Here is an 18,497-nt window from a genome sequence, read left to right as displayed (position 1 = left end):
CCTTGATCATTTGGGGGGGTTGTGCAACCGCTGCTCGATGACCGTCTTCACGTCCACCAGATGGGCCCGCATGCGCTCCCCGGCCAGCGCGGCGTCGCCCGCCTCGATGGCCTCCAGGATCGACAGGTGCTCGTCGTAGTCGCGGCGGCGGTCGTCGAAGATCTGCAGGATCTGGCGCTGCTCCGGCCCGTGGATCGTGAGCAGCGAGTCCACGACCTCGTGCAGCACGCTGTTGCCCGCCATCCGGGCGGCGGCCCGGTGGAAGGTCATGTTGGCGTCGTGCAGCTCGGCGTCCTGGCCGCGCAGGTGGTCGCCGGCGGCGGCGAGCACCCGCTTGAGCGCGGCCAGTTCCTCGGGCGAGCCGCGTTCGGCCGCCATCGCCGCCAGCGGCGGCTCGATGACGATCCGGGCGTCCAGCAGGTCGAGGAGCTGGGCGCCGTGCATCTCGCGCATGTTGGGGTTGGGCAGCACGAGCCGCTCGATCGCCGCCCCGACGTAAATGCCGGAGCCGTGCCGCAGCTCGATGGCCCCGGTGGCCTCCAGCCTGCGCAGCGCCTCGCGCAGTGTCGGGGTGGTGACGGCGAAGCGCTGGGAGAGCTCCCTGGTGGATGGCAGCCGGTCACCCGGCCGGTGCCCGCCCGCGTGGATGAGCTCCAGCATGCGCTCGGTGAGAGCGTCGGAGAGAGTGGGCCGTGCTACCTCGGACATATCAAGTGATCTAATCACTTATCCAGGACGGCGTCTATGACGAAGCGCCGGCTTTTCCGGTTCTCAGCGTTCGAGCAGCTTGCGCAACTGCTCGATCTGCTCCCTGCGTGACGCCTGCACCTGCGCCGCCCACCGCATGACCTCGGGGTTGGCGCCGTCGAGCACCTCGGTCCCGGCCATCCGCGCCGCGTCGCCCTGATGCGCGATCAGCAGCGCCATCAGCTCCGGCTCCGGGTCCTTCGCCTTCCGGAGCGCGTCGATCTTCTTCTGCTCGGTCTCCGGCAGCCCGCCGTGATGGTCGTGCGCCCCGTCGGGCGGCGTCAGCGGCTGCCCCCAGGCGTGCAGCCAGCGCAACATCATCTCCACCTCGCTCTGCTGCGTGGCGGCGATGGCCCCGGTCAGCGTCTTCAGCTCCGGCGTGGTCGCCCTGTCGGCGCCGACCTTGGCGATCTCGATGCCCTGCCGGTGGTGCTGCACCATCATCTGCACGAACATCACGTCGTCGGCGTTGACCGGAGGCGCCGCGGCCTCACCCGGCCCGCAGGCGACCGCCAGCAGGAGTCCCAGGGCCGCTAAGACGTACCTCATGTCACGCCAGCCTTACACGCCGGCAGCCCTCCGTCCACGGGCAGGACTTGACTACGATAAGTAATCACTGCCTTACTGAGGGTGTTAGAGGTCGTCCCCGGACCGAAAGGGTCTCTGATGAAGGCATTCACCAAGCGAGCCGCCGCCGTGGCGCTCTGCGCCGCCGTCGCGCTGCCCGCCAGCGGCGTCGCCGCCCCCGCCAACGCCGCCGTCCAGCAGGGCGCGGCGCTCCAGCGCGCCGCGGCCCAGTGCGCGGCCGGCGAGATCTGCTTCTGGCACGACCGCGACTACCGGGGCACCCCCTGGCGCTGGATGCCCTCCAACGGCTACCGCGACATGCCGCCCAACCTCCACGACCACGTCTACTCCTTCTACGCCAACGTCCGGGGCTGCTTCATCGACTACGACCCCCGCGAGTTCCGCAAGGTCAACATCGGCGACTACGCGCAGGCGTACGACACCAACTTCGGCAAGCGCATCGACGCGGTGGCCCTCCACAGCGCCTGCTGACGCCGGGCCGGGTCTTCACGCACGCAAGGTCAGCGACTGGAACCGGGAGTGGTCCGCACCGACGGCATGGAAGTCCACGACCTCGAAGACCCGGCTCGCCCGCGCCACCAGCTCCTCGTCGCTCCGGAACGAGAAGAACCGGGGCGGCCACTGCTCGTCGTCCGCGAACTCCCCCTCCCCGGTCAGGCTGCCCCCGCCGTAGACGCCGAGGAAGAACAGCCCGCCCGGCCGCATCACCCGGTGGATCGCCTCCAGCACCGCGGGCAGGTCGCGGTCGGGCACGTGCAGCAGGCAGTTGAGCGCGTAGACGGCGTCGAACGAGCCGGGCGCGAAGTCCAAGCTCAGGAAGTCCATGACCCGGGCGTCGAGCCCCTTCTCCCGGCACCGCGCGACCATCTCCGGCGACAGGTCGACGGCCACCACGTCCAGGCCGTGGTCACGGAAGTAGACGCTGTCCTGGCCGGTGCCCGCGCCGATCTCCAGCAGCTTGCCGCCGTCCGGCAGCCGGCCCAGGAACGCCTCCCGCTCGGCCTGCTTCCACGCCGCCTTGCCGCTCGCGTCGCGCTGCCGCGCGCTGCGGTCGTACGCCTCACGCAGCGGCCCGATCACGTCGTCGTAACGCGCGCTCATGGCACGTCGGGACGCACCAGCGCCTGCGCGAACGGCTCCCCGGTGCGGCGCGCGTACACCATCCGCGCCTTCACCTCCCCGAACGTGCGCGGCCGGTAGCCGGGCCCGCCACAGCAGCTCCGGGGGAAGCGCACGCCCGCGTGCAGCAGCACCGACAGCACCCGCCACGCCGCGACGTCACGCCGCCTCGGCGCCGCGAACGCCGTCCCGACGTGGATCAGCACCCCCGCGCAGCGCGGGCAGCGCCGCTCGGAGCCGCCGGCATAGGGCTGCTTGTACGAGGCGCGGCACGGGAGACAGACGAAGGACGTCTTCGCATGAGACATGTGGTCGGCTCACCTCCCGGAGCAGTCGTCATCCTAGGCTCCGCCCACTCAGCGATCAACGAGATTGCCCCCGGACGCGAAGCGACCCCCCGCGGTCAACCGCGAGGGGCCCCGGTCCGGACGATCAGAGCGTCAGGCAGCCCACGAGCGGGACTTCGGGCGGAATGACCACGGCTCCGAGCGGATCGGCGGCGCCCCCGGTCGTGCAGTTGGCCATCAGCACGGGATCGATCCGCTGGACCGAATCCAGGACCGAGATCTTTTTCGGGTCGACGACCGCGTGCGCGGCCGACGCCGGCAGCACCAGCCCACCGGCGACCACGACGACTGCGGCGAGCTTGCGGGGAGATGTACGCACTGAACCTCCATGGGTGTGTACGTGAACGACCATCGTTCATCACTGATGGTAGTTTTCACGTAACACTCAGTACATGACACGGGCATTAGAAAGCTCCCATGTACGCGCCCAGGCCGGCTCGCGGTTGCCCGCGGCTTTATCGGGCGGGCAGGCGGCTCAGCACGTTGGCGACCTCGTCCCGCATCTCCGGCGTGAGCCTGCCGTCCTCCTTCGTGAACGGGACCTCCAGGACGAGGTTGCTCACCCGCACCCACACCGTCAGCCGGGCCCCGTCGCGTTCCGCGAACGCCTCGTCCCCCAGGCCCTTCACCGGCTTGGCCGGCTTCTCCGGCCACTGCGTTCTCCGGTAGTAGGCGAAGATCTCCTCGGCCACGGCGATCCCGCTCCGCCCCTGCCACGCCCGCCCGAGCCGCAGCTTGAGCCCGCCGCACTGGGTCGCCGACTCGGGAACCCCTTCCGGCAGCAGCGAGCAGGCGTACGGCGCCACCGCGAACCGCCCGTCCGCCGGGTCCGCGACGGCGGGGGCGGGCCGGTCCATCGCCTCGGCGATCCACCGCGCCGCCTTCAGCGCCCCCTCCTGATGCCGCGGAGCTGGCTTCGCCCGCCAGCCGTAGTTGATGTTGACCACCGCGTTGCCGAGCCGGAAGGCCAGGACCGTGGCGTGCCTCCCCAGGGCCGGGGCCTGGACGAACGACTCGTCCCCCACCTGCGCGTCGACGTGGGGTTCGGGCAAATCCCTGACCGCCATCGCGGGGAAGGCGGAGTCCGGGGGCCTGACGAAGAAGGCGTGTGCCGCCGCGACGTCCGCGGCCAGGTGGACGCCGACGCTGAGCTCGTGGACCGCCTGCCCTTTCAGCGACAGGCCGGAGGTGGTCCAGGTGCACCCGCCCTCGTCGTACTTCTGCTCGGCGAGCGTGACGAGCTGCTCCACCTGCTCGGCGGTGAGCAGCGAGCAGGGGTCGACGACCCCGGTGAACCTGCCGGGCCCCGACGGCGGCGGGCTCGCCGCCCGGGTCGGGCGCGGCGGCGCCGGCTCGGCAGAGCAGGCGGCGGCGGTGAGCAGCACGAGTACGGCCAGCACGACCCTGATCACGACAGCGCCTCCACGATCCACCGGGCGGCTCTCTCGGCCTTGGCCTCGTCGCCCGCCCGCACGTACCCGAGCAGGTTCGCCTTCCTGAAGACCACCACCGGCGGGCCGGGAGCCTGGGGCGTCCCTTCGCGGAACGCCAGCGCCTCGTCCGCGAGGTCCAGAGCCCTCGTGTCGTCGTCCCGCCATCCGGCGAACATCTCCTTCGCCTGGGCGACGCCGTCACCCGCCGGGCCGCGCCGCGGCGCCCAGAACTCCAGCCTCAGCTGCCGCCGGTCCGAGGACTCGTTCGGCTCCTCCCACGAACAGGTCGCCGAGTTCCCGGCCCGCGCGTACGCCGACGGCTCGACGAGCTTCCGCACCTGCGCGGGGCTGAGCACGGCACACGCGATCGGCGGCTCCGCGTACGTGCCGGGCGCGACCGGAGCCGCAGCCGCATCGGCAGCCGGATCGGCCGGGCTCGCCCGGACCAGCGCGTCCGCCATCCGGCGGGCCACCGCCACCGCCCCCTGACGCAGCCGCTGGGCGCCCGGCGCCGGCCCGAAGTGCTCGACCTCCACCAGCAGGTTGCCGACCCGGAAGACCACCTTGACGAGCTCCACCCGTTCCGTGCCCGCCGCGACGTGGTCGAGCAGATAGCCCTCGTCCCCCACGCCCCGCACCACCCGCGCCCGCCCGCCGAGCAGGTCACGGGAATCGCCGTTGACCCACAGGGAACGGGGTGACGTGTCCGGGCGGAGGTCGCGGGCCAGGTTCCTGCGATACTCCTCATGAGCCTGCGCGGAGGTGTAGTCCCAAGGCTCCCCGTCGTCGTTGGTCCACCTGACCCCCAGCTCGCTGCCCGGCTTCGTCCAGACGCAGTGCCGTCCCTCCAGCCTGCTCCCGCCGCCGGGCACGAGCCGCTTGACCAGGTCCGCGTCGACCATCGCGCACAGGTCGAGCGGCGCGGGGAACCTCGGCTGCGTCCCCGGCGGCAGCGGGCTGAGCCACAGCATCAGGGCGATCATCAGGCGCACCGGAGGACCCTATGAGAGCCCGGTATGTTCCCGGTATGCCGGCCACCGCAAGGCTTATTTCTTCGGGCCTTCGATCTTCTTCGAGCCTTCGATCTTCTTCGGGCCCTCGATCCGGAGGGCGACGAACGGCTTCGAAGCACGGATGAAGGCAGCGATGAGCGTCCGGGAAACGGCCCGCTGCTGATCCAGCTCCTCACCGGTTTTCAGCTCGTTCATGCGGTCGACGGCCTGCAGCGCCTCCCAGCCCTTGGCGATGAGCGACTCGTCGTCCGTCAGGAGCTCCATCCGGTACAGCGCCTCCAGAGCCGCGGACCGCAGCCGCTGCTCCTCCCGGCGCAACTCGATCCAGCTCGACTGCTCCGGGCTCTCCTGCCTCGCGTACCAAAGATCAAGCTGCCCGCGCCGATAGTTGGTGAGTGCGCCCCCGAGAGTGCAGTACGCGTCCATGCGTTCCGCCCTGAGCCTGTCGGCCCTCGCCAGGTGTTCCGCCCGGTTCGCCGTTCGCGCGGCTAACAGGTGGTTCAGCGTGGCTCCGAGAAGAGTGCCCAGTACCGCGACGATGCTTGTCACAACCGCTCCCATAGCGTCATGGAAGCACACGACCCGCGACGCCCGCGGGCAGGGACAATCAGGGCGTGAGATTACTGATCGCCATCGTCGTCCTGGCATCGCTGACGTCCTGCGGGTGGGGCGGGGAGCAGCGCGTCACCCGTTCGTTCCCCGAGATGGAGCAGGCCGCCCAGGCGCTCGGGCAAGGAGGCAGCCTGACCGACCAGGCACTGAAGATCGGGGAGGCCGAGTTCCAGGCCGTCTACCGAGAAGGCGACCGCGTCTACTTCAAGGTGGGCGAGAACGGGCCCAGCGTGGACCCCTACGGCTACGTATGGAGCCCCGAGCACGTTCCGGTCGATGACTCCAACCCGGCGGTCGCTTCGTCCTTCGAACACATCCAGGGCCCTTGGTACCACTGGAGCGACAGCTACTAGCGCGCACCCGCTTCAAGCTGGAGCCGCCTCGAGGATTCGAACCCCCTCATTACGAACAAGGCCCCTAATCTGCCTCGGGCTGACCTGCTTCCGCGCGCTGGCCTGGGACCACATGGACGAAGGCGCTCCTGACGCTGATCCGGCCATACCACCGTACGTGGCCGTGTGGCGCTCCGTCCGTAGCGGCGGGGACACCAAGACCCGGAAGTCCCGGCGCACTCTGGCGCTCCCGCAGTGCTGCATGGAAGCGCTCAAGGTTCAAAGGGCACACCAGGAAGCGGACAAGAGGCCGGCAGGCGATCGGTGGACGGAACAGGGCTCGTGTTCGCTTCGACCGTGAGCACGCCGCTCGACTCCCACAACGTGTGGCGCACCTTCCGCGCGGTCATCGCCAAGACCGATCTCGACCCCGACAAGTGGACGCCCCGAGAGCTACGGCACAGTTTCGTGTCCCTGCTCTCGGATCAGGGCATCCCGCTGGAGGAGATCTCCCGATTGGTCGGCCAGAGCAGCACAGCGGTAGCCGAACTGGTCTACCGCAAGCAGATCCGGCCCGTCATCCAACAGGGCGCGACGGCGATGGATCAGATCTTCAAGACATGAGTGTTGAGTAGGGGACTTCGCCCGACAATAGGCTCTGTGGCCAAGCTCCCTGAAGACCTCCGCGCCAGCCTTCGGTTCTTCGCCTTCTACCTCGCCAATGGCACTCTAGATATGGAGTTGCTTGACGGAATCGACTATCGCCCAGCCTTGATGGGCTTTGGTTCCACTCTGGAGATGGTCTTCACGATCTATGCCAATGTTCTGGAGATCGACGAAAGCGGGCTGGTGGACGACGGATACGCCCAGTACCGAGTAGCTCAATGGATCCGCCACTACTGCGATCCCACCTACGTGGTCGATCCCCCGTTCGAAGAATGGGAGACACGTCTAGCTGGTCCTTGAAGCAGACGCGCACCGGCCACGTGCCGCGTATCTGCTGAGCGCGAGTAGCGCACGACCCGTTAGACACCCAGTTCGACACCCAGAAGCCCCCTGAGTGATCTCAGGGGGCTTCTGACTGGAGCCGCCTTGGGGATTCGAACCCCAGACCCCTTCATTACGAGTGAAGTGCTCTGGCCGACTGAGCTAAGGCGGCGTGCCGTACAGCTTGAAAGAGTCTACAGGAGCCCAAGGGGTCCTCGCTCCCCGGAAACCCCCGAATCGGCTCAGGGGGTCAGCGGTCCGTCGAGCACGGCCTGGGCGGCGGGGGTGTCGCCATCCCAGGACAGTGCGGGGTGGGTGCGGGGCAGCCGGCCCCACAGCATCAGCAGCAGGTCGGCGGCCGGGCCGGCGATCTCGGCGACCGGTTCGCCGGGGCCGTAGACGCAGGTCAGCCCGGTGTCCGTGGCGCGGACGCGGATGGCGTGCACGGGCGGCTTCGCCATACCGCGGTTGATCATGCGGTAGGCCATCGTGTCGAACACCTCCGCCACTCCCTCGCCAGCCAGCGCCGGGTCGAGGGTCGGGGTCAGGCCGAGGGCGTGTTCGGCGTCCCAGCGGTGGATGAGCGTCTCCAGCGGGCGGCGGCGCTGCCAGAAGCCGACCGTGTGGGGCGGGTAGAAGGTCCACGCCTCGGCCGACGGGTCGCGGTCCAGAGCGTCGAGCAGCGTCGCGGTGGTCTGGTCGAACCAGGCGCCGAGGTCGTCGCGCGGGGCGGGCGGGGCCTGGTGGTCGCCGTGGCGTTCGGTCACGGCCGTGGCCGCCCACAGGTTGCCGCCGCCGAGGTGGTCGGCCAGGTCGTACAGCGTCCAGTCCCCGCAGTGCTCGACCGCGGCGGACAGGTCGCCGTCGAGGCAGGCGCGGAAGGCGGCTGCCTCGCGGCGCAGGTGGTGGAGGAGTTCGGCGGGGCGCATGCGAGCACTCTAGTGGCCGGGTCACCCCTGATGACATGGGGGGATATGTCGGGAGCTAGCCTGAAATTGCTGCTCCGGCCCCTCGGGGAGCAGTCGCTCGGTATGTCCGGCGCACAACGGAGGGATCATGAACGGCTACCCGCAGATCGCGGACCACGGCATGATCGGTGACCTGCAGACCGCCGCGCTCGTGTCCGGGGCGGGCACCGTCGACTGGTGGTGCACGCCCAGGTTCGACTCCCCGAGCCTCTTCGCGTCCGTTCTCGACAGCGAACGCGGCGGGCACTGCCGGCTGGCGGCCGACGTGGACCGGATCGAGGGGGCGACCGTCCGGCAGCTCTACCTGCCCGACACCGCCATCCTGGTCACCCGCTACATGGCTCCCGGAGGCGTCGGCGAGGTCGCCGACTTCATGGTGCCGGACACCTCCGCCACCCCGTCGGCCCGGCATCGCCTCGTCCGGGTCGCCCGGGTGGTCCGCGGCAGCCTGCCGTTCACGCTGGTCTGCCGTCCGCGCTTCGACTACGGCCGGGCGCCGCACTCTCTCAGCATCCTGGACGACAGCTCAGCCGTCTTCGAAGGCCCCGGCACGAGCCTCCACCTCCAGGCCGCCGGGCCGCTCGTCCTGCGCCAGGACGGCCAGGACGGCCAAGACCGCCAGGACGTGGTCGCCGATTTCACCCTCCAGGCCGACGAGATCGCCGCGATCGTCCTGACCAGCGACAGCCACGGCGAGACCGGTCCGCCGATGCCGCCGCTGACCCTCGACGGGGTGCGCGACAGCTTCGACGCCTGCCGCGCCTTCTGGCACGGCTGGCTGCGCTCGTCCCGGTATCGCGGCCGCTGGCGTGACATGGTCACCCGATCGGCGATCACCCTCAAGCTCCTCACGTACGCGCCCACGGGCGCGCCGATCGCCGCCGCCACGATGGGCCTGCCGGAGCAGGTCGGCGGCGAGCGCAACTGGGACTACCGCTACACCTGGATCCGTGACGCCTCCCTGTCCGTCCGGGCCCTGATCGACCTCGGCTTCGTCGAGGAGGCCCAGGCGTTCCGTACGTGGCTGCGCGAACGCCTGGACGCCGGCGGCGACGCGGAGGAGCCGTTGCAGATCATGTACCGGGTCGACGGGGACCCGCACCTGACCGAGGAGGTCCTCGACCACCTGGAGGGCTACCAGGGCTCGAAGCCGGTACGGGCCGGGAACGCCGCCGCCGGGCAGCTCCAGCTCGACATCTACGGCGAGGCCGCCGACGCCCTGGCCCAGGCGCAGGAGATCGGCGGCATCCGCGGCTGGCGGTCGTTCGCCGGGCTGCTGGACTGGCTGGCCGACACCTGGGACCGCCCCGACGAGGGGATCTGGGAGACCCGTGGCGGGCGCCAGGACTTCACCTACAGCCGCCTGATGACCTGGGTCGCCTTCGACCGGGGCATCCGGATGGCGACCGCCTACTCGCGTCCCGGCGACGTCGCCCGCTGGACGAGCGTTCGCGACACCGTCTTCGACCAGATCGTCGACCGCGGCTGGAGCCCGCGGCGGCAGGCCTTCGTCCAGCACTACGGCACCGACGTGCTGGACGCGTCGCTGCTGCTCATGCCGCGCGTCGGGTTCATCTCGCCCCGCGACCCGGCCTGGCTGAGCACGCTCGACGCTATGGAGAAGGAGCTGGTCAGCGACAGCCTCGTCTACCGTTACGACCCGGCCGCCTCCCCCGACGGGCTGCTCGGCTCGGAGGGCACGTTCAACCTGTGCAGCTTCCTGTACGTCGAGGCCCTGGCCCGCGCCGGGCGGCTGCAGCAGGCGCGTTACGCCTTCGACAAGATGCTCACGTACGCGAACCATGTCGGCCTGTTCGCCGAGGAGATCGGCCCGTCGGGCGAGCAGCTCGGCAACTTCCCGCAGGCGTTCACCCACCTCGCGCTCATCGCCGCCGCCATGGCCCTGGACGAGCAGCTCGAACGCGCCGAATCGTCCCCGGGCTAGACCGTACGCGCCTACCGCGCGCCGGCGGGGAGCCGGATGGCGGCGGCGAGGCCGACCAGGGCGAACACGCCGAGCGCGATCATGGCGAGCGCGTAGGACCGGTTGCCCTGGGCCGGCCCGGCGATGAGGATCGTGCCCGCGATCGCCGTGCCGAACGACGAGCCGAGGTTGGAGACGCTGCGTGACAGCCCGGAGATCTCGCCCTGCCGTTCCTCGGGGAAGCTGGACTGCACCAGGTTGACCGACGGGGTCAGCATCACGCCCACGCCCAGCCCGATCAGCAGCAGCCCCGGCGCGAACGCGACCACCCTGGACGAGGCCCCGACCAGGAGGAGCAGGACGCCGATCCCGGCCACGGTCATGACGAAGCCCGCCGAGACCAGGGCCTTCTGCGAGTGCTTGCGGGAGAGGCGCTCCGCGGCCAGCGACGTGATCAGCACGCCCACGGTCGCCGAGGTGAAGATCACCCCGGTCTGGATCGCGCTGTAGCCGCGGACCGTCTGCAGGAAGACCGCGACGACGAAGGACGTGCCCATGAGAACCAGCCACTGCATGTTCTGGGTGATCAGTCCAAGATTGGAGGTACGGTTCCGGAACAGGCCGGTGCTGAGCAGCGGCTCCTTCCCGGCCCGTTGCCGCGCGTGGATGTGGAGGAAGAACCAGACCAGGAAGGCCGCTCCGGCGACGAGGAGCACCGCCATCAGGACGGCGTCGCTGCCGGCCTGGAGGATCCCGAACACGACGAAGAACATGCCCACCGCCGACAGCACCGCCCCGGCGGCGTCGAAGGGGCGGTCCGGGTCCGGCGCCACCGGGTCGGCGATCCCGCGGCTGAAGACGATGATCACGGCGACGACCAGCGCCTGGAAGAGGAACGCGGCCCGCCAGTCGATCGCCGTCGCGATGAATCCGCCGATCAGCGGGCCCGCCGCCGCGCCGACGCCACCCAGCCCGCTGATCACGCCGAACGCCCGGGCCCGCGACTGGAGATCGGCATAGGCCATCGTGGCGAGGATGTAGACCGGTGGGATCAGCAGCGCGGTGCCCACCCCTTCCAGCACCGAGTTGCCGAGCATCAGCACGGCCAGGCTCGGCGACAGCGCACTGATCAGCGCGCCGATCCCGTACAGGGTGAGTCCGAGGAGGAAGCAGCGCTTGCGGCCCCAGCGGTCGGTCAGCTTGCTGCACGGGATCATGAGCACCGCCATGATCAGCAGGAACAGCGTGATCGTGCTCTGCACGCCCTGAACCGTCGTGTCCAGGTCCTCGCCGATGTCGTTGATCATCACGTTCATGTTGGAGCCGGCGAAGCTGCAGATGAACTGGGCGAGGGCCAGCGGCGCCAGGACGCGCCCGCTCATCACCCCTCCCAGAAGGGAGAAAATGGCTGGATCACCACTTCTCCCTCGCGGATCACCCCGTGAGAGCCCTCGGGAATCTCGTTCCAGGTGCCCGCGAGATCACGCAGCGGCTCCGAGACCACGAAACGCGTCCCCGCGCCGAGCCGCCGCAGGGCCTCCAGCTCCGGATGCAGCTCCCGCACCTGCGCGATGTCGGTGGAGTAGAACAGCGACCCGGGGCGGCCCGCGCTGGCGTGGCGGAACATCCACACGGACTCGCCGTCCGTCGTGGCCACCGTCATGTCGACCGGAGGCGGGGTTCCGCGGCGCCGGGCGAGCTCCTCCACCAGCCCGACGGCACGGGCCACGGCACTCGGCGGGTCGTCGGCCAGCCCGAACGTGAGCGCCAGGAAGAACAGCAGCTCCGAATCGGTGGACCCCTCGATGACGGGGTAGAGCGACGGCTCCACCGCCATCGCCATGTCACGCCGCAGCTCGCGGAATCCCTCCACGGCTCCGTTGTGCATCCACAGCCAGCGCCCGTGGCGGAACGGATGGCAGTTGCTGCGCTGCACCGGGGTTCCGGTCGACGAACGGACGTGCGCGAACAGGAGGGGAGTGCGGATCTGCCGGGCGATCTCCCGCAGGTTCCGGTCGTTCCACGCGGGCTCGACGCTCTTGAAGACGGCGGGCTCCGCGCCCTCGCCGTACCATCCGATGCCGAAACCGTCCCCGTTCGTGGTGGTCACCCCGAGCCTCGCGTGCAGACTCTGGTCGATGAGCGAGTGCACCGGCCTGAACAGCAGGTCCTCGGCCAGAATGGGTTCTCCGCAGTACGTCATCCATCGACACATGGTCACCTCGGTCGTCAGTGGTGGAACGCGGCCTTCAGCGCCACGATGATCAGCCCGAGCACCAGGTTGACGGCGCTCGTGCCGAGGACCGCGCGCGGGGAGGCGCCGACTCCCACGGCCGCGGCGGCCGCCCAGCCGACCTGACCGGCGATCGCGACCACGAGGGCCAGCCACACGGTGGCCTGCGGTTCGAGGCCCAGCAGCGGGCCGACGGCCACCACCGCGGCCGGCGGGATCGCCGCCGTGACGATCGGCCACTCCTCGACGCCGGCCCGGCGGATGTCGGCCAGGCTCGCGGAACGGAAGACCGTACGGGCGCCGAACAGGCGGGCGTGCACGTGGGCGGCCCAGAACACCACGCTGGTGCCCAGCAGCAGCAGGACCAGCTCCAGGCGCGGGAACTTGCCGAGCGTCCCCGCACCGGCCACCACGGAGGCGGCCAGCAGCGATCCGTAGACCGCACCGGTGTAGTCTCTCGGCCGCCGGGCGCCGTTCCCGTGATGGTTGTCCATGGGGTGACCCGAGCGGGGCGTGCCGCGCGGTCAGCGCGCGCCGGTGCTCTCCATCATCTCGCGCAGTTGCGCCTCCTCCTCGCGGCTGAGAGAGGTCTGGATGACGTGTCCGCCGTACGGCTGGACCTCCGGGATGACCTTGTCCGGGGTGCTCCGCACGACCAGGACGAACAGCGCGGCGGTGCCGGGCTCCAGCTTGTCGCCGAGCTCCCGCATGAACGCGTCGTTGACGCCGAGGTCCGTCATCGCGCCGCCGGCCGCTCCGGTGGCCGCGCCCAGCGCCATGCCGAACAGCGGCATGAAGAACAGCATCCCGATCAGGCCGCCCCACAGCGCGCCGCTCGCCGCGCCCATGCCGGTCGTGCCGACGCCCTGGTGCAGCTTGATGGTGCCGTTGTCCCGGCGTTCGACGATGGCCATGTCCTCCAGCGTGATCAGGTTCTGCCGCTGGAGCTCCGTCAGGCGGTCGCGGACGGCGACGGCGGTGGCGACGTCCGGGTAGGAGATGGCGATGAGGTTGCTCATGAGGTCTTCTTCCTCGACGTGGCGATGTGCTCAAGGTGATCCCCCTTTCGCGATCGGGCGGCCACCACGACCAGGCAAAAACATCCCCTCCGTATTTGGCGATATCCACGCAGAACATGAGGGGCGCCGGGGGCACACTGGTAAGTGGCGGAGATGCTGACGGCAGCGCGATCCGCTCCCGGAAGCCCCGCCTCGCGGAGGGGAGTCGAACATGGAAAACCCGCGATACGGACGAACGCAGGAGACATCCCGCGACCAGACCGCGGCGGTGCCCCAGCAGCGTCAGGATCAGCAACCGGCGCAGGTCCGCCCGGTGGAGACGCAGCCGCAGCCCACCGGCTGGGTCGGATGGGTGATCTTCGCCGGGATCACGATGATCATCCTGGGCTGCTTCCAGGCCCTGATGGGGCTGGTGGGCATCTTCAACACCGATTTCTACCTCGTCACCGCCAATGACCTGGCCATCCCGGTCAACTACACGGCCTGGGGCTGGATGCACCTGATCATGGGTGTGGTCGTCGCCCTCGCTGGTGCCGCGGTCATGATGGGCAAGGCATGGGGCCGCGTGGTCGGCATCCTCCTCGCCGGTGTCCAGGCGCTGGTCAACTTCGCCTGGCTGCCCGCGTACCCGCTCTGGTCGATGATCGTCATCGCCGTGGACGTGCTGGTGATCTACGCCCTGGCGGTGCACGGCGGGGAGATGAAGGCGTTCGACAGGGGCGACCGCCTGTAGCCGCATCCGGAAATAGCACCACAAAGTGGACAAATAGCCTTAAACTGCACGTAACTCCCGGTCGAGGTCAAGGGGTATGCCGTGCACAAGGTCGTCCACATCCGGCCGCTCGACGACGTCGTCGGACACGAGCGGTCGCCCGACTGCCTGTGCGGCCCCGCCGGAGAGGGCATGTACGCCCAGGCCACCGCGCAGGCGCTCGGCATGATCTACCGGCACCACGCGCTGCGGCCCTGCCACGACTGGGAGGCCGCGGCCGAGGCGTGACGGGCTAGCTCTCCTCCTCGCCTGACGGCTTGCCGTACATCGTGTCGTGCTGGATGCGCGGCGAGCACACCGACGCCGACGGGCACGCGCAGCGCCTGCCGCCGTCGTCCAGCCGCACGGTCACCGTGTCGGCGGGCACGTTGTGGCCCACCACCGTGCCGTCGCCCTGCGGGGTGCTCACACGGCTGCCGTTCTTCGGCATCCGGTAGCGGGTCTCGACGTACAGCGGGTGCTCGTACTTGAGGCAGCACATCAGCCGACCGCACGCGCCGGCGATGCGCAGCGGGTTGACCGGCAGGTCCTGGTCCTTGGCCATGCGGACGGAGACCGGCTCGAAGTCCTTGAGGAACGTCGCGCAGCACAGGTCGCGCCCGCAGGGGCCGATGCCGCCCTGGAGACGGGCTTCGTCGCGCGGGCCGATCTGCCGCAGCTCGACGCGGGCGCGCAGGTTGCGGGCGAGGTCACGGACCAGGGCGCGGAAGTCGACGCGGTGGGGGGCCGAGAAGTAGACGGTGTAGACGTTGTCCTGGTCGAGGTAGTCGACGCCGACCACCTTCATGGGCAGCGTGTGCCGCTTGATCAGGCGTTTGGAGACGCTGCGCGCCTCGGCCCTGCGGCGTTTGTTGGTCTCGTCGCGGGTCAGGTGCTCCTCGCCCGCGAGACCGGCGCAGACGGGCAGGCCGTCGATGTCCTCGCTGGTGTACTGCGGCGCCCACACGCACTCCGCCACCTCGGGCCCGGCGTCGGTCGGGACCAGCACCTTGTCGCCCACCGCGGGGCTGTGAGGGCCGGGGTCGAGGTAGTAGAGCCGTCCGTAGCGGGTGAAGCTCACGGCCATGATCATTCCCATGGGCTCGTGCTCGCCTCCTACCGGCGTCGGGGACACGTACCTGCCACAGTACGCGCCGCGCCGGGACGGAGCTTCACGCCCTGAGCGACAGCATCATGGACTCGACCGCGATCTGCGGGTTGACGTTGAGGTCGAGGCGCTCGCGGCAGCGCATGATCGCGTCGATGCGCCCCAGCGTCTCCTCCGGGGTGGTCGCCTTGGCCACCTGGTCGAGGTCGAAGCGGAGGTCGTCGTTGGCCAGCTCGACCCCGGCGCCGAACTGCATGGCCAGCACGTCGCGGTAGAACGACACCAGCTCCAGCAGCGCCGCGTCGAGCGAGTCGCGCTTGATGCGGGTGGCGCGGGACTTCTGCCGGTCTTCCAGGTCCTTCAGCGCCCCCGCGCCACCCCGGACCAGGCCCCGGTTGAGCCCCTTGCCCGTGGAGCCCTCGCCGTAGATCTTGCGCAGCTCGGTGGTCTCGTTCTCGTTGAGCGCGGCGGTGGCGGCGGCGGCCTCCTCCTCGGCGGTCTTGACCAGCCGCTCGGCGGCGCTGACGCATTCGCCGACACCCGACAGCGACCGGGGGATGGACAGCACGGCCTCACGGCGCCGGCGGGCCCCCTCGTCCAGGGCCAGCGCGCGGGCGCGGCTGATGTGGCCCTGGGCGGCGCGGGCGGCGAACTGGGCGGTCTCCCAGGGGACGCTGTCGCGGGTGGCCAGCAGGTGCGCGACGGCCTCGGTGCCGGGCGTGGTGAGCGTGACGAGCCGGCACCGGGACCGGATGGTGATCATCAGGTCGTCGGGGGCGGGCGCGCAGAGCAGCCACACGGTGCGCGGCGGCGGCTCCTCGATGGCCTTGAGCAGGGCGTTGGCGGCGGCCTCCGTGGCCCGGTCGGCGTCCTCGAACAGGATGACCCGCCACCGGCCCTGGGTCGGCGCGCCCGCCGCGCGCAGGATGAGCTCGCGCGTCTGCTTGACGCTGTAGGACAGCCCGGCGGGGCGTACGCACTCCAGGTCGGGGTGGGAGCCGATGAGCACCTGGTGGCACTGGTCGCAGTGGCCGCAGCCGCCGTCGGGGCAGAGCAGCGCGGCGGCGAAGGCGCGGGCGGCGTCCTCACGGCCCGCGCCGGGCGGGCCGGTGAACAGCCAGGCGTGCGTCATGCCGGCGCCGCGCCCGCCGCTCACCGCCTCGGCGGCGGCCGCGGCGGCCCGCGACAGCACGGCCGTCGCCTGGGTCTGGCCTACCAGGTCATCGAAGACACCCACGGGTCAAGGCTAGTCGCGGATGGCGGGCATCGTGCCCGTGATGTCCTCGGACGTGCGCGGCACCGGGTCGGGCAGGATCTCGCGGACCCGGTCCTGGATGGCGCGGGTGATCACGTCGGGCTCCAGGGTGCCGTCGACGACCAGGTAGCGCTCGGGCGCGGCGGCGGCCAGCGCGCGGAACTCCTTGCGCACCCGCTCGTGGAACTCCAGCGGCTCCGACTCGATCCGGTCGGCGGCCCCGCCGAGCCGGGTCAGCCCCACCTCGGGCGGCGTGTCGATGAGCACGGTCAGGTGCGGCACCAGCCCGCCCGTCGCCCAGGCGTTGACCTTGGACACGTCACCGGGGTCGAGCGCGCGCCCGGCCCCCTGGTAGGCGAGCGAGGAGTCGACGTAGCGGTCGCACACCACCAGCGCCCCCCGGTAGAGGGCGGGCCGGATGACCTTCTCGACGTGCTCGGCGCGGTCGGCGGCGTAGAGCAGCGCCTCGGCCCGCGCCGACAGGCCGCGCTCGGCGGCGTCGAGCAGGATGGCGCGCAGCCGCATGCCGACCTTGGTGGCGCCGGGCTCGCGGGTCTGCACCACGTCGTAGCCCTGGTCGCGCAGCCAGATGGCGAGCATCCTGGACTGGGTGGTCTTGCCGGACCCCTCGCCGCCCTCGAAGGCCACGAACAGCCCCGGCACGTGCTCGGCGGGCCCGGCCTTGAACCGCTCGCCGCGCAGCGCCGCGATCAGGTCCTCGGTGATGGGGACGCCCTTGCGGTCGTCCATGTGGCGCAGCCCGAGCACGCCGACGAGCGCGGCCACCACGCCGCCGACGAGCAGCACCAGGTTGGTGCCGCTGAACTCGTAGGTCAGGTCGCCGAAGGTCAGCAGGTGCTCGCCGAACAGCGCGGCCAGCGGCGCGGCCACGGCGACGACCAGCAGCAGCGTCACCCGGGCCGTCGACTGCAGGAACGAGAACGTGCGCCCGCGCAGCCCGTCTTCGACCTCCAGGCCGATGAGCGTGTAGCCGATGATCCAGGCGATGCCCGCGCACGCCCCCAGCGCCACGGTCAGCATGACCACGATCACCAGGTTGTGGATGAGCGCGATGGCCATGAGGACGAGCCCGGCCACGATGAGCGACAGCCCGAACAGCCGCCGCCGCGACAGCTCGCGCAGCAGCCGCAGCCCGAAGAACATGCCCAGCGCCATGCCGACGAAGACGGCGCCGAACACCACGCCGTAGGCGGCGTCGCCGCCGCCCAGCGCCACCACGTAGATCTTGGCGACGCCCACCACCGCGCCCCCGGCCGCGAACGCGCCCAGCATGCCGATGATCAGGCCGCGCACCAGCCGGTTGCCGCCGACGAACCGCCAGCCCTCGACGATCTGCTTGAGCACCGAGGGCGTGGAGATCGCGCCGTCGCGCTTGGGGATGTCGCGCAGCGTGAAGATGAGGAACGCCGACACCAGGTAGGCGCAGGCGTTGACGACGAGCGCCAGCGCGGTGGCGTCGACCCCGGCCAGCGCCGGCACGAGGTTGCGCCCCACGTCGCCGGCCACCGACAGGGCGGCGAACAGCGCGGCGGCGACCGGCGCGCTGCCGTAGGTCACCATCAGGTTGAGCTGGTTGGCCGACTCCAGCTGCTCCTTGGGCACCAGGTTGGGGACGGTGGCGTCCTTGGCCGGGACCCAGAACAGGTTGACGCACTCGACGAGGACCGTGGCGACGATGACCCACTGGTAGCTGCCGACGATCGGGATCGACAGCACGACGGCGAAGCGGGCCAGGTCGGCGGCGAACATCGTCAGCCGCCGGTCGAACCGGTCGGCGAACGCTCCGGCGAGCGGCCCGAGCAGGACGGCGGGCAGCATCTTGGCGACGAACACGCCGCCGATGGCCAAAGACTGGGTGCGGTAGTCGCCCTGGGTGAGGTTTCCGGCCATCGCGGTCAGCGCGAGGATGTTGAGCCAGTCACCCAGGCTGCACACCGACATGGCAGTCCACAGCCGGCGGAACGGCGCGTTTGCCAGCACGTGTGCCTGTCGGCGGCGGCCAAGGACGGTCATGATGTCAGCGTATCCAGGTCAGGGGGA

The 18,497-nt window shown here is 70.5% G+C and carries 23 protein-coding genes and 1 tRNA gene; 7 read left to right on the top strand and 17 right to left on the bottom strand.

The window, feature by feature from the left end; all coding sequences use genetic code 11:
* Nucleotides 1-6 precede the first annotated feature (6 nt).
* Together ACWDXC_RS28105 and ACWDXC_RS28100 are read right to left on the bottom strand one after the other, a co-directional pair.
* Complete coding sequence (locus tag ACWDXC_RS28105) at nucleotides 7-708, bottom strand: FadR/GntR family transcriptional regulator (protein ID WP_219501308.1); 702 nt, start codon at nucleotides 706-708, stop codon at nucleotides 7-9.
* A 63-nt stretch (nucleotides 709-771) separates the two neighbouring features.
* Nucleotides 772-1,296, bottom strand: coding sequence for a DUF305 domain-containing protein (locus ACWDXC_RS28100; RefSeq protein ID WP_449986659.1), 525 nt, complete (start codon nucleotides 1,294-1,296; stop codon nucleotides 772-774).
* Between the two features lie 117 nt (nucleotides 1,297-1,413).
* Between ACWDXC_RS28100 and ACWDXC_RS28095 the strand changes: the two genes are divergently transcribed.
* The gene (locus ACWDXC_RS28095; protein ID WP_449986658.1) at nucleotides 1,414-1,806 is read left to right on the top strand and encodes a peptidase inhibitor family I36 protein; all 393 of its coding nucleotides are present in this window, start codon (nucleotides 1,414-1,416) and stop codon (nucleotides 1,804-1,806) included.
* 15 nt (nucleotides 1,807-1,821) lie between these two features.
* On the opposite strand, the gene ACWDXC_RS28090 is transcribed toward ACWDXC_RS28095, so the two are convergent.
* The 6 genes from ACWDXC_RS28090 to ACWDXC_RS28065 all read right to left on the bottom strand — a co-directional run bounded on the left by ACWDXC_RS28090 (nucleotide 1,822) and on the right by ACWDXC_RS28065 (nucleotide 5,796).
* Nucleotides 1,822-2,436 carry a class I SAM-dependent methyltransferase gene (locus ACWDXC_RS28090; RefSeq protein WP_449986657.1) on the bottom strand — a complete coding sequence of 205 codons (615 nt, stop codon included), beginning with the start codon at nucleotides 2,434-2,436 and terminating at the stop codon, nucleotides 1,822-1,824.
* The gene (locus tag ACWDXC_RS28085; protein ID WP_449986655.1) at nucleotides 2,433-2,762 is read right to left on the bottom strand and encodes a hypothetical protein; all 330 of its coding nucleotides are present in this window, start codon (nucleotides 2,760-2,762) and stop codon (nucleotides 2,433-2,435) included. Before ACWDXC_RS28085 ends, ACWDXC_RS28090 begins: the two co-directional genes overlap by 4 nt.
* Nucleotides 2,763-2,886: 124 nt before the next feature.
* A complete protein-coding gene (locus tag ACWDXC_RS28080) occupies nucleotides 2,887-3,120 on the bottom strand; it encodes a hypothetical protein (protein ID WP_219501299.1) in 234 nt (77 codons plus the stop codon).
* 136 nt (nucleotides 3,121-3,256) lie between these two features.
* Nucleotides 3,257-4,213 carry a hypothetical protein gene (locus ACWDXC_RS28075; protein WP_449986653.1) on the bottom strand — a complete coding sequence of 319 codons (957 nt, stop codon included), beginning with the start codon at nucleotides 4,211-4,213 and terminating at the stop codon, nucleotides 3,257-3,259.
* On the bottom strand, nucleotides 4,210-5,226 hold the full coding sequence (locus ACWDXC_RS28070) for a hypothetical protein (RefSeq protein WP_449986651.1): 1,017 nt from the start codon (nucleotides 5,224-5,226) through the stop codon (nucleotides 4,210-4,212). The genes ACWDXC_RS28075 and ACWDXC_RS28070 overlap by 4 nt, the downstream gene beginning before the upstream one ends.
* 54 nt (nucleotides 5,227-5,280) lie before the next feature.
* Nucleotides 5,281-5,796, bottom strand: a complete 516-nt coding sequence (locus ACWDXC_RS28065; RefSeq protein ID WP_449986650.1) for a hypothetical protein — start codon at nucleotides 5,794-5,796, stop codon at nucleotides 5,281-5,283.
* 65 nt (nucleotides 5,797-5,861) lie between these two features.
* On the opposite strand from ACWDXC_RS28065, the gene ACWDXC_RS28060 reads away from it, so the two are divergent.
* From ACWDXC_RS28060 to ACWDXC_RS28050, 3 genes are all read left to right on the top strand, one after another.
* A complete protein-coding gene (locus ACWDXC_RS28060) occupies nucleotides 5,862-6,212 on the top strand; it encodes a hypothetical protein (protein WP_449986649.1) in 351 nt (116 codons plus the stop codon).
* Between the two features lie 234 nt (nucleotides 6,213-6,446).
* Nucleotides 6,447-6,815, top strand: coding sequence for a tyrosine-type recombinase/integrase (locus tag ACWDXC_RS28055; RefSeq protein WP_449986648.1), 369 nt, complete (start codon nucleotides 6,447-6,449; stop codon nucleotides 6,813-6,815).
* Between the two features lie 36 nt (nucleotides 6,816-6,851).
* Entirely contained in the window at nucleotides 6,852-7,157 is a 306-nt protein-coding gene (locus ACWDXC_RS28050) for a DUF7677 family protein (RefSeq protein ID WP_449986647.1), read from the top strand.
* A gap of 116 nt (nucleotides 7,158-7,273) precedes the next feature.
* On the opposite strand, the gene ACWDXC_RS28045 is transcribed toward ACWDXC_RS28050, so the two are convergent.
* Both ACWDXC_RS28045 and ACWDXC_RS28040 read right to left on the bottom strand, forming a co-directional pair.
* A tRNA-Thr gene (locus ACWDXC_RS28045) sits at nucleotides 7,274-7,350 on the bottom strand.
* Between the two features lie 70 nt (nucleotides 7,351-7,420).
* Entirely contained in the window at nucleotides 7,421-8,107 is a 687-nt protein-coding gene (locus ACWDXC_RS28040; RefSeq protein WP_449986646.1) for a maleylpyruvate isomerase family mycothiol-dependent enzyme, read from the bottom strand.
* A 127-nt stretch (nucleotides 8,108-8,234) separates the two neighbouring features.
* Here ACWDXC_RS28040 and ACWDXC_RS28035 point away from each other — a divergent pair, with 127 nt between their 5' ends.
* Nucleotides 8,235-10,091: a glycoside hydrolase family 15 protein gene (locus tag ACWDXC_RS28035; protein WP_449986644.1), complete on the top strand. Its 1,857-nt coding sequence runs from the start codon at nucleotides 8,235-8,237 to the stop codon at nucleotides 10,089-10,091.
* Nucleotides 10,092-10,102: 11 nt separating this feature from the next.
* Here the strand turns inward: ACWDXC_RS28035 and ACWDXC_RS28030 are convergent, their stop codons facing one another.
* Genes ACWDXC_RS28030 through ACWDXC_RS28015 form a run of 4 tightly spaced genes read right to left on the bottom strand, consistent with a single transcriptional unit; the run spans nucleotide 10,103 to nucleotide 13,322 of the window.
* On the bottom strand, nucleotides 10,103-11,452 hold the full coding sequence (locus ACWDXC_RS28030) for an MFS transporter (RefSeq protein WP_449986643.1): 1,350 nt from the start codon (nucleotides 11,450-11,452) through the stop codon (nucleotides 10,103-10,105).
* Entirely contained in the window at nucleotides 11,452-12,273 is an 822-nt protein-coding gene (locus tag ACWDXC_RS28025; RefSeq protein WP_449986641.1) for a class II glutamine amidotransferase, read from the bottom strand. The genes ACWDXC_RS28030 and ACWDXC_RS28025 overlap by 1 nt, the downstream gene beginning before the upstream one ends.
* A 26-nt stretch (nucleotides 12,274-12,299) precedes the next feature.
* Entirely contained in the window at nucleotides 12,300-12,797 is a 498-nt protein-coding gene (locus ACWDXC_RS28020; RefSeq protein WP_449986639.1) for a hypothetical protein, read from the bottom strand.
* 30 nt (nucleotides 12,798-12,827) lie between these two features.
* Nucleotides 12,828-13,322, bottom strand: coding sequence for a DUF1269 domain-containing protein (locus tag ACWDXC_RS28015; protein WP_219517540.1), 495 nt, complete (start codon nucleotides 13,320-13,322; stop codon nucleotides 12,828-12,830).
* Between the two features lie 211 nt (nucleotides 13,323-13,533).
* Between ACWDXC_RS28015 and ACWDXC_RS28010 the strand changes: the two genes are divergently transcribed.
* On the top strand, nucleotides 13,534-14,055 hold the full coding sequence (locus ACWDXC_RS28010; protein WP_219517542.1) for a DUF7144 family membrane protein: 522 nt from the start codon (nucleotides 13,534-13,536) through the stop codon (nucleotides 14,053-14,055).
* An 81-nt stretch (nucleotides 14,056-14,136) separates the two neighbouring features.
* Complete coding sequence (locus tag ACWDXC_RS28005; protein WP_449986638.1) at nucleotides 14,137-14,322, top strand: hypothetical protein; 186 nt, start codon at nucleotides 14,137-14,139, stop codon at nucleotides 14,320-14,322.
* A gap of 4 nt (nucleotides 14,323-14,326) precedes the next feature.
* On the opposite strand, the gene ACWDXC_RS28000 is transcribed toward ACWDXC_RS28005, so the two are convergent.
* From ACWDXC_RS28000 to tmk, 3 genes are all read right to left on the bottom strand, one after another.
* The gene (locus ACWDXC_RS28000; protein ID WP_372455435.1) at nucleotides 14,327-15,160 is read right to left on the bottom strand and encodes a PSP1 domain-containing protein; all 834 of its coding nucleotides are present in this window, start codon (nucleotides 15,158-15,160) and stop codon (nucleotides 14,327-14,329) included.
* Between the two features lie 85 nt (nucleotides 15,161-15,245).
* Nucleotides 15,246-16,418, bottom strand: coding sequence for a DNA polymerase III subunit delta' (locus ACWDXC_RS27995; RefSeq protein ID WP_449986636.1), 1,173 nt, complete (start codon nucleotides 16,416-16,418; stop codon nucleotides 15,246-15,248).
* Between the two features lie 9 nt (nucleotides 16,419-16,427).
* Nucleotides 16,428-18,470, bottom strand: coding sequence for a dTMP kinase (tmk, locus tag ACWDXC_RS27990; protein ID WP_449986635.1), 2,043 nt, complete (start codon nucleotides 18,468-18,470; stop codon nucleotides 16,428-16,430).
* Nucleotides 18,471-18,497 lie beyond the last annotated feature (27 nt).

It is taken from the genome of Nonomuraea sp. NPDC003214 (genome assembly GCF_053590035.1).
The sequence above is the reverse complement of the archived record's forward strand: the minus strand, read 5'-3'. Positions and strand labels throughout refer to the sequence as shown.

Excerpts from the sequence above, each read along its gene's own strand:
- ACWDXC_RS28105 (WP_219501308.1), bottom strand. The coding sequence starts at position 708 with ATGTCCGAGGTAGCACGGCCCACTCTCTCCGACGCTCTCACCGAGCGC.
- ACWDXC_RS28100 (WP_449986659.1), bottom strand. The coding sequence starts at position 1,296 with ATGAGGTACGTCTTAGCGGCCCTGGGACTCCTGCTGGCGGTCGCCTGC.
- ACWDXC_RS28095 (WP_449986658.1), top strand. The coding sequence starts at position 1,414 with ATGAAGGCATTCACCAAGCGAGCCGCCGCCGTGGCGCTCTGCGCCGCC.
- ACWDXC_RS28090 (WP_449986657.1), bottom strand. The coding sequence starts at position 2,436 with ATGAGCGCGCGTTACGACGACGTGATCGGGCCGCTGCGTGAGGCGTAC.
- ACWDXC_RS28085 (WP_449986655.1), bottom strand. The coding sequence starts at position 2,762 with ATGTCTCATGCGAAGACGTCCTTCGTCTGTCTCCCGTGCCGCGCCTCG.
- ACWDXC_RS28040 (WP_449986646.1), bottom strand. The coding sequence starts at position 8,107 with ATGCGCCCCGCCGAACTCCTCCACCACCTGCGCCGCGAGGCAGCCGCC.
- ACWDXC_RS28035 (WP_449986644.1), top strand. The coding sequence starts at position 8,235 with ATGAACGGCTACCCGCAGATCGCGGACCACGGCATGATCGGTGACCTG.
- ACWDXC_RS28030 (WP_449986643.1), bottom strand. The coding sequence starts at position 11,452 with ATGAGCGGGCGCGTCCTGGCGCCGCTGGCCCTCGCCCAGTTCATCTGC.
- ACWDXC_RS28025 (WP_449986641.1), bottom strand. The coding sequence starts at position 12,273 with ATGACGTACTGCGGAGAACCCATTCTGGCCGAGGACCTGCTGTTCAGG.
- ACWDXC_RS28020 (WP_449986639.1), bottom strand. The coding sequence starts at position 12,797 with ATGGACAACCATCACGGGAACGGCGCCCGGCGGCCGAGAGACTACACC.
- ACWDXC_RS28015 (WP_219517540.1), bottom strand. The coding sequence starts at position 13,322 with ATGAGCAACCTCATCGCCATCTCCTACCCGGACGTCGCCACCGCCGTC.
- ACWDXC_RS28010 (WP_219517542.1), top strand. The coding sequence starts at position 13,534 with ATGGAAAACCCGCGATACGGACGAACGCAGGAGACATCCCGCGACCAG.
- ACWDXC_RS28000 (WP_372455435.1), bottom strand. The coding sequence starts at position 15,160 with ATGGCCGTGAGCTTCACCCGCTACGGACGGCTCTACTACCTCGACCCC.
- tmk (WP_449986635.1), bottom strand. The coding sequence starts at position 18,470 with ATGACCGTCCTTGGCCGCCGCCGACAGGCACACGTGCTGGCAAACGCG.